Source organism: Acidovorax facilis (assembly GCF_023913775.1).
GTDB classification, from domain to species: Bacteria; Pseudomonadota; Gammaproteobacteria; order Burkholderiales; family Burkholderiaceae_C; genus Acidovorax; species Acidovorax facilis.
Map to the genome: position 1 here is coordinate 34,883 of NZ_JAMXAX010000033.1, position 8,968 is coordinate 43,850.

Below are 8,968 nucleotides of genomic sequence, written 5' to 3' on the forward strand. Positions count from 1 at the left end.
TCAAATTCAATCGCCGGTCTTTTTGCCATTGAGAATCCAGTTTGAGTTGCGGCGGCGCCTTTGGTAAGGTTGCGTTGCCTGTAGATTTCAGGCATCGCCAGACGAAGCCAAGTCTCCCTCCGAGGGCATTCAGTGTCCTGGTGCAGCAGATGCGGCTTCTACGGCAAACCCCTGGAGGCAATACCTTGCCTCCTCGCCATGTGGACCTTCATCTCCGCATCGCGACCGATGGCAAAGACCGTTGTGTCAGCCGTCAAGCCCGGCAGGCAGGCCTTGAGGCCCTGTCTGCCGGGCTTTCTTGTTTGTGGCGTGGCGTGCTTTTGGGCTCTTGGCCCTTATATATAGATAATGGGGGCTGTTCCCTAGAGCGGCGGCACCCTTGCAGGGCCGCAGCATGTCAGCCCGTCTGGCAAAGCCTTGTGCCAGATCACCCCTCAGGGCTTGGCACACCGCCATGCTGCGGCCTGTTTGCCAAACCCGGTGAAAATAGCCGCTTTGTTGCCCTGGCGCGCGTGCAGCGCAGTTGCCGGGGCAGGCCTTCAGGCAGTGCGCCCGGGGCCGCCTTTGTTATCCATTGGATCCATGTTTCCATTTTTTTCCCGCAGCAAAATGTCCGACGCACCTGAAGTGAATCCGGCCCCGGCCAAAACCCATGAGCCGCATCCGCTTGATGCGCTGACCGGTGGCGCTTTTTCTGCCGCTACCTCAGGCGAGCGCGCCTCCCGCATTCGTGACTGGCTGGCTACCCAGCCAGACCACGAGCAGTTGCAGGAGGTTTTCAAAGAGTTGAGCGGGCGTGACAAGGGCGCCGCGCGCGCGGTGCGTGAGCGCCTCGATGAAATCCGCCGCGCCAAGGGCCAGGAGGTCATTGCCGCCGAGTGGGCTGAAAAAGCGCAGGCGCTGCTTGCAGCCCCTAAGCTCAACATTGCCGATGCCCTGGCATGGCAGCGTGATGCCGCCAAGGCGGGCGCACCGCTGTCCCGCGAGCCCTTGTCTGTGCTCAAGGTACAGGTCGCGGATCGCGTGAAGGTGATCGAGGATCTGCAGCACCGCGTTCAGGTGCAGCGTGAGGCGGCTGTGCTGCTGGCCCAGCGCATCGAAGTGCTTTCCACCAAGTCCTGGCGTGACGCTCAGGCGGCGCTGGAGCTGTTGCGTGCCGATGTGGCCCGCTGGCAGGAACAGGCGCAGGAGTTGACTGGCGATGCCAGCTGGGCCAGTGTGGAGGCACGTTTCCCCCCCTTGCTCGATGCGTCGCGCACCCAGCTGCTGGTGGTGTGGGAGGCATTCCAGCCCGCTTTGGCCCAGGCTGTGGCGGCCGCCGAAGATGTCAATGCACCGCTGCCGCCAGTGCCCGTCTGGGCGGATGAGCTGCGTACCGCGCGCGGCCTGCCCACGGAGGCTGCTGCGGCCGCTGCGGCCGCCAAGCCTGCGCGTGTTGCCAAGCCCAAAGTCGCGCCGGAAGTGATTGAAAAGGCTGCGCATAGTGTGCGGGAGGCCTTGGCGGTCCTCGAAAAGGAAACTGCCGAGGGCCATGGGAAGGCCAGTGCCGGGGCTGCAGCCGCGCTGCGCGCCGTGCTCAAGGTGCATGGCAAACACATCGATGGCGCCCTGGAGCAGCAGGTGCATACGGCCCTGGTGGCGGCTGGTGAGCTGGAAGGCTGGCAACGCTGGAGCGCAGACCAGGTGCGCGAAGACTTGGTGGCCAAGGCGGAGGCCTTGCTCAATCGCCCTGAGGGCCAGGCCCTGGGCGGCCGCAAGATGCAGGAAACCCTGCGCAACCTGCGCGAGCAGTGGAAACAGGCAGACCAGGGCGGGGCTCCGAACCACAGCCTGTGGAAGAAATTCGACGAAGCCTGCAACGCTGCGCACAAGGTGGTGGAGGCGTGGCTTGACAAGATCCGCACCGAAGCGGCTGAGCACAAGGCCCAACGCCTGGCGCTGATCGAAGAGGTCAAGGCGTGGGCGCAGGAGCATGCCAACTCTGGCGACTGGAAAGCCATCAACCGTGCCCTCCACCAGTTTGGTGATCGCTGGCGCGAAGGCGGCCATGTGGGCGAGAAGCTGTTTGCGGAACTGCAACCCCTTTGGAAGCAGGCGATTTCCATGGCAGCTGCTCCCCTGGAAGCTGCACAGAAGGAAAGCCTGGCCCGCCGTCATGCAATGATTGATGAGGCCATGGCCCTTGGTGCGGCCCCCACTTTGCGCATCGATGCGGTCAAGGCGCTGCAGCAGCGCTGGCAGGCTGAGGCGCAAACCGTGCCCTTGGACCGCAAGCACGAGCAGAAGCTGTGGGATGCGTTTCGCAAACCCATCGATGAAGCCTTCAACCGCAAGTCGGCAGACCGCGAGCGCGCGGTGACCGAATTGAGCGCACGTGATCGCGTGGTGCTGGAGGCTTCGAAGGCCCTGGAGGCTGCCAATGCCAGCGGTGATGCGCAGCAGATTCGCGCGGCCATGCAGGCGCTGGAAGCTGCACTGCGCGGTCAGGCCCAGGCGGCAGAAGCTGTGGCCACGGCGCAAAAGGATGCTCAGGCGCATTCAGAGGCGCAGGCAGGCGCTCTCCCGGTTGCTACCGAGGGTGGCGCCGGTGAATCTGCCGAAACCCCCGATGGTGGTGAAGTTGCCGAGGTTGCCACTCCAGCGCCCGCAGCGCCTAAGCCTGCTGCCCGGCCTGTGGTGGCAGTGCGCGGTGACGACCGCCCCGGCATGAAGAAGGATGCGCCTGCGGCCCCTGGCCGTGGTGCGCGTCCAGGCGACCGCCGCGATGGTCGTCCGGGTGATCGCGATGGCGCCCGTGGCCCGCGTGGCGATGGCCGCATGGGCGACCGTGCTGACCGTGGCGGCCGTTTTGGCGAGCGCCCAGCGTTCGAGGACCGCGGCCCCCGCCTGGGTGACACCGCGTTCCGCGCCCAGCGCGAAGCCATGGAGCATGCCCAGCTGGCCTTGAAGAAGCTGGCGGCTCAGGCTCACGGCGAGGCGCTGACCCAGTTGTTGACGGCCTGGGAGAAGCGCGATGCAGCGCTGGTGCCCAGCACACAAGATCTGGGTTCGGGTGTGACCGCATCGGTGCGCAGCGCCTGGACTCAAGCGCTGACGGCTGCCCCCAAGGGTGATGCGGCAGAAGCGCTGCTGCGTCTGGAGATGGCGGCTGAGGCGCCCACTCCGGCGGAGCACATCGCTGCCCGTCGCATGCTGCAGTTGCAGCTGCTGACGCGCCGCAATGATCCTGCGCCTGCACAGACCTGGGGGCAGGATGTGGCGCGCGTGCTGGCCAGCTCCAGCGATGCAGGCAGCGCACGCCGTTTGCAGAATGTGCTGAAAACACTGCTGCGCAAGTGATGTGAAGTGACGGTGGTGGGCATGTGCACTGCGGTGTGTGTGCCCACAGTGCTTACCGCAACACGCAAGACGAGATCGCTGGTGGTCTCGTTTTTCTTGGGCGACCAGAAAACAAAAAAGCCGTTGCAACTGCAACGGCTTTTTATGTGTTTGGTGCCCAGGAGAGGACTCGAACCTCCACGATGTTACTCGCTAGTACCTGAAACTAGTGCGTCTACCAATTCCGCCACCTGGGCTTTCAGATCAGCCTCGAATTATAGGATAAGAAACTTGGGCTTCTGAAGAGTTTTCAAAAAAATGTGCCGTCGGTTCAAAATTCTTTGGCTGCAACAGGGAGGGCAAAACGTATCGGCAAATAAAAAAGCCGCTGTGTGTACAGCGGCTTCGATATTTTGAAAACCATCGCTGGTTCTCGTTAAACTTGGTGCCCAGGAGAGGACTCGAACCTCCACGATGTTACTCGCTAGTACCTGAAACTAGTGCGTCTACCAATTCCGCCACCTGGGCATTTCAGGAAAGTCTAAGATTGTATATCAAAAAAACCACCCCCGGCACGCAGTCCACGCATTTGTCGGACGAGATTGAAGGCAGCGTGCAAGGGCACCGTGATGGACACGGTTTTGTCATCCGTGACGATGGCGAAGGCGACATCTATATCCCCCCGAACGAAATGCGCGCAGTCTTGCACAAGGACCGTGTGCGCGTGCGCATCGTCCGCCAGGACCGCCGTGGCCGCCCCGAAGGGCGCGTCGTTGAAATCATTGAGCGTCCGCCCCAGCCCATCATTGGCCGACTGCTGCAGGAAAGCGGCGTGTGGCTGGTGGCCCCCGAAGACAAACGCTACGGTCAGGATGTACTGATCCCCAAGGGCGCCACCGGCGCCGCGAAGCCCGGGCAGGTCGTGGTGGTTGAGCTGACAGAACCTCCAGCCTTGTTCGGCCAGCCTGTGGGGCGTATCACCGAAGTGCTCGGTGAAGTGGACGATCCTGGCATGGAGATCGAGATCGCGGTGCGCAAGTACGGCGTGCCACACGAGTTCTCGGCAGAGTGTCTCGCCCAGGCCAAGGAGCTGCCCGACAAGGTGCGCGCACAAGACAAGAAGCGCCGCGTGGACCTGACCGACGTGCCCCTGGTCACCATCGACGGCGAAGATGCGCGCGACTTCGACGATGCCGTGTACTGCGAGCCCGCCAAGGTCGGCCGCAGCAAGGGCTGGCGCCTGCTGGTGGCGATTGCCGACGTGAGCCACTATGTGGAGACGGGCAGTGCCATCGACATCGATGCCTACGACCGCGCCACCAGCGTGTACTTCCCGCGCCGCGTGATCCCCATGCTGCCCGAGAAGCTCAGCAATGGGCTCTGCTCTCTGAACCCCGAGGTAGAGCGCCTGTGCATGGTCTGCGACATGCTGGTCACCGCCAAGGGCGAGGTGCATGCCTACCAGTTCTACCCGGCCGTAATGTTCAGCCATGCGCGCTTCACGTACACCGAAGTGGCGGCCATCCTGGCCAACACGCGCGGCCCCGAGGCCAGCAAGCGCAAGGACCGCGTCAAGGACCTGCTCAACCTGCATGACGTGTACCGTGCGCTGCTCATCGCGCGCCAGGCGCGCGGCGCTGTGGACTTCGAGACCACCGAAACACAGATCGTCTGCGACGAAAACGGCCGCATCGAGAAGATCGTGCCACGTACCCGTAACGATGCGCACAAACTCATCGAAGAGGCCATGCTGGCCGCCAACGTCTGCAGCGCCGACTTCATCGCCCAGGGCGGACAGCCCGGCCTGTTCCGTGTGCACGAAGGCCCCACGCCCGAGAAGCAGGAGATCCTGCGCAACTACCTCAAGGCCATGGCTGTGGGCATGACGATCGGCGACGACCCGAAACCCGGTGACTTCCAGGCCATCGCCACGGCAACCAAGGACCGGCCCGACGCTCAGCAGATCCACACCATGCTGCTGCGCTCCATGCAGCAGGCCATCTACACGCCCGTCAACAGTGGTCACTTTGGCCTGGCGTTCGATGCCTACACGCATTTCACCAGCCCGATCCGGCGCTACCCCGACCTGCTGGTGCACCGGGTCATCAAGGCCATTCTGAGCAAGACGAAGTACGCGCTGCCGTCCTTGCCTACACCCGGCGAAGCCCATGCCAAGCTGGCCAAGCGGTTGGCGGCCCGCGTGGCGGCGCCCGGCACCAAGCCCCGCAAGGATGTAGCACCGCCAAGCCGCGACACCCAGGCCTGGGAGGCCGCAGGCCTGCACTGCAGTGCCAACGAACGCCGTGCCGACGAGGCCAGCCGCGATGTGGAAGCCTGGCTCAAGTGCAAGTACATGCGCGAGCACCTGGGCGAGGAATACAGCGGCGTGGTCAGCGCAGCAACGAGCTTCGGCATCTTCGTCACGCTGGACGCGATGTATGTCGAAGGACTGGTGCACATCACCGAGCTCGGCGGCGAGTACTTCAAGTTCGACGAGGCGCGCCAGGAGCTGCGTGGTGAGCGAACAGGCATCCGCTACGCCATCGGCGCGCGGGTGCGGGTGCAGGTCAGCCGTGTGGACTTGGACGGACGCAAGATCGACTTCCGCCTGGTGCGCGAGGGCGAAGAGTTGCTGGGCCGCGCGTTGAAAGACAAGGGCCTGGGCACAGAAGGCGCTGGTGGCGCCCGCAAGGCGGGTGGCCGGTCCGGTGGACGCAAGTCCGACAAGGGCCCAACCCCATCTGCCACGGAGCAAGCGGGCCTTTCGCGTGAGCGGGCCGCGCGTTCACCGATCCAGTCTCTGAAAGCATCTGTCAAGAAGGCGGTTGCGGGAAAATCCAGCAAGAGCAAGGCGCGCAAGCCCCGCCGGGGCTGACACAAGCGGGGACGGCGTACAAAATCACGCTCAAGCTATTGCTCACTAATTAATAGCTGCTAACGCTTTATGGATAAGCGCTAGCAGCTATTTTTATTGGATTTTCGGGGTGGTCTCGCGCGGGGTCGTGGCCACAACGCCCAAGAAGCGGGCGTACCGCTGCGCCGTCTCTTTGGGCGCCTCCATCATGGGCAGGTGGCCAATGCCGGGCAGTGCTTCGGCATGGGCGTGGGGCAACAGCTTCTGCAAAGTCTGCAGTCCAGAGTGGTCGAACACGCGGTCGCTCTCGCCCCACAGGGCGAGGATGGGGTGGTGCTGCAACGTGCTCAGTCGTTGCTCCAGCAGGTAGCGGTCTTTGAGCTGCGCGTCCCACAGGCGCGTGTTGGAGGTGGCGTTGCGCAGCGCTTCTTGTTCAGACGCATGCAGGATGGGGTAGGGCAAAAAGGGGCGCTTTTCAAACACCAGATCCATCATGGCACCGAAGGCTGCGGCATCGTGGGTTACCAGCGGGCGTTGTCCGGTGTCGATGAGGCGGTCCATGGTGCTGGGCTGGGGCGAGCGAATGCCGTGGGGTGCGCCGATGAACGCCACGCTGGCCACGCGCTCGGGATGCTGCAAAGCAAAGAGAGCGGCGATGGTGCCGCCCATTGAGTTGCCCGCCAGATGCACTTTCGCAAGGCCGAGCGCGTCCAGAAACGCGGCCAGCCGCGTGACGTGGGCGGCGTAGTCGTAGGGCTGGTCGTCCCGCCGCGTGCTCTCGCCAAAGCCCGGGATATCTGGGGCAATCACCCGGTACTGGCCGGTGAGCGGTCGCGCAAAATCCACCCAATGATCTTTCTCCGCAAAAATGCCGTGCAGCAGAACGATGGGTGTGTCACTGCCGTGGGCCGGCGCGGGGTTTGGGGGCGTGCCGTTGTCTAGGTAGTGGATGGTGTGCATGGCCGCATCGGCGGTTTTTTCTTCCAAGCCGGACAGATGGCGATTGGCGCTGAGCAGAGGCTCTTTGAACAGCGAAGGTGCCCCGTAGTAGAGGCCGACCGTGCCCAGTACCAGAGCCGTTGCGACAGAAATAACGATGCGTTTCAAGAAGCGTTCTCCAAGGATATGGCTGCGTGCATGCCTGGGGCTGCTGCTTCAAGTGTCAACACCTGCTCGGCCCCTGGCGGGAGAGGCAAGGCTACGGAGAACGCGGAAAAAAAACTTGTAGGTTTGGGCTATGCCAGCACGCAACACACTGACCCTGGGCACTGACCGGGCGCTCTACGTCGGAGAGATCCCGGCCACGGGCTGGCACTGCCATGCGTCGCCGGTGCTTCTAATGGGGCTCTCGGGTCGGTTCGCGGTGCACTGGGGGGCAGGGCGTGTGGAGACCTGCCACAGCGCGCTGGTGGATGCGGGCGTGGAGCACCTGTTCGACCCTTGCGGCGAGACGGTTGCCCTGGTGTACCTGGAGCCCGATTCGCGCGAAGCACGGGGGTTGCGCGGTCTGTTCCGGCAAGAGGGTGGCGTGGTGTTGGATGTCGCAGTCTCCGTGGGCGCGCGCAGCGCCATGGAGCGTTATCTGCATCACTTCGACCTGCCCGCCTTGCTGCGTTGCCCGCTCGATAACGAGGTGGCGCCGCTGGACCCACGCGTGGCGCGCAGCCTGCATGTGCTGCGCCATCCGCAGGCGGGGCGGGTGGCACGGGGTGACCTGGCCTCGGGCGTCCAGCTTTCAGCGTCGCGTTTCAACCACCTGTTTCGCGCCGAAATGGGGGTGAGCTTGCGCACCTATCGGGTCTGGTCCCAGGTGCGGCTGGCGATGGTGGGGCTGGCGGTCAGTCCGCGCCTGACCGACGCGGCGTTGCACGGCGAGTTTTCTGATTCGGCCCACTTCAGCCGCATGTTCCGGCAGACCTTTGGCATGACACCGTCGAGCGTGCTCAAGCCGCTCAAGACGGTGACCTTGCTGGCCTGAGGCTCAGCGTCCGCCCACGCGCCGCGCCAGCACACTGGCCGTCAGCGCCTGGCGCGCTGGCCAATCATCAGCCGCCTGGCCATGCTGGTACACCGCTTCACTCGCAGCGCGCAAGGCGCTCGCGCCAGCGGCCAGGTGGGCGCCCACCATGCCTGCCAGCACATCGCCCGTACCCGCCGTGGCCAGGCGCGCATTGCCCGTGGGGTTGATGGCCGGGACGCGGTCGGGTGCGGCAACCACGGTGCCCGAGCCCTTGAGCACGGCCACGCAGTTGAACTGGTTGGCCAGCTGCTGCGCGGCCCCAAGCCGGTTGGCCTGGACCTCGGCGGTGGTCAGACCCAGCAGGCGGGCGGCCTCCAGCGGGTGCGGTGTGAGCACCGTGGCTTGCCCGTGCTGTCCGCGTGCCACCACCAGCGCGTGCAGTGCGGCCTGGGTGGCGATGGTGTTGAGCGCGTCGGCATCCAGCACCAGTCGGGCCGCGCGGGTGATGACCTCGGGCAGAACGCGTGCGATGGCCTGCCCGCCGCCACAGCCGCAGACCACGGTGAGCTGTTCCAGTGCCAGTGCGTCAAAGCGGCGGAACATCAACTCCGGCTGCTGTGGGTCGAGTTGCTGCTGGCCGTTGTCGAGCAAAGCCACCAGCACACGGCCCGCGCCGCTGTGCAGAGCGGCCGAAGCGGCCAGCAGTGCGGCGCCCGCCATGCCCATACCCCGCGCCCATGCCAGCCACAAAGGCAGCTATGGCGACGTGGCTGTGGTGGGCGGCTCGTACCCGGGTTCTACGCCCAGATCATCCAGCCAGACCTGGCCTGCTGCGT

The 8,968-nt window shown here is 64.5% G+C and carries 4 protein-coding genes, 2 tRNA genes and 1 pseudogene; 3 read left to right on the top strand and 4 right to left on the bottom strand.

Annotated features, from left to right (window positions below; translation table 11 throughout):
• Window positions 1-582 precede the first annotated feature (582 nt).
• Complete coding sequence (locus tag NFX52_RS11960) at window positions 583-3,339, top strand: DUF349 domain-containing protein (RefSeq protein WP_055394776.1); 2,757 nt, start codon at window positions 583-585, stop codon at window positions 3,337-3,339.
• A 151-nt stretch (window positions 3,340-3,490) separates the two neighbouring features.
• Here the strand turns inward: NFX52_RS11960 and NFX52_RS11965 are convergent.
• Window positions 3,491-3,575: transfer RNA gene (locus NFX52_RS11965), tRNA-Leu, on the bottom strand.
• 186 nt (window positions 3,576-3,761) lie between these two features.
• Window positions 3,762-3,846: transfer RNA gene (locus NFX52_RS11970), tRNA-Leu, on the bottom strand.
• A 19-nt stretch (window positions 3,847-3,865) separates the two neighbouring features.
• Here NFX52_RS11970 and rnr point away from each other — a divergent pair.
• Window positions 3,866-6,193, top strand: a complete 2,328-nt coding sequence (rnr, locus tag NFX52_RS11975; RefSeq protein ID WP_055394778.1) for a ribonuclease R — start codon at window positions 3,866-3,868, stop codon at window positions 6,191-6,193.
• Between the two features lie 93 nt (window positions 6,194-6,286).
• Here rnr and NFX52_RS11980 read toward each other — a convergent pair whose 3' ends face one another.
• A complete protein-coding gene (locus tag NFX52_RS11980; RefSeq protein WP_055394780.1) occupies window positions 6,287-7,279 on the bottom strand; it encodes an alpha/beta fold hydrolase in 993 nt (330 codons plus the stop codon).
• Between the two features lie 130 nt (window positions 7,280-7,409).
• Here NFX52_RS11980 and NFX52_RS11985 point away from each other — a divergent pair, with 130 nt between their 5' ends.
• Entirely contained in the window at window positions 7,410-8,150 is a 741-nt protein-coding gene (locus NFX52_RS11985) for a helix-turn-helix transcriptional regulator (protein WP_207401935.1), read from the top strand.
• A 3-nt stretch (window positions 8,151-8,153) separates the two neighbouring features.
• On the opposite strand, the pseudogene NFX52_RS11990 reads toward NFX52_RS11985, so the two are convergent.
• Window positions 8,154-8,968: pseudogene (locus tag NFX52_RS11990) on the bottom strand (NAD(P)H-hydrate dehydratase); the annotation flags it as partial.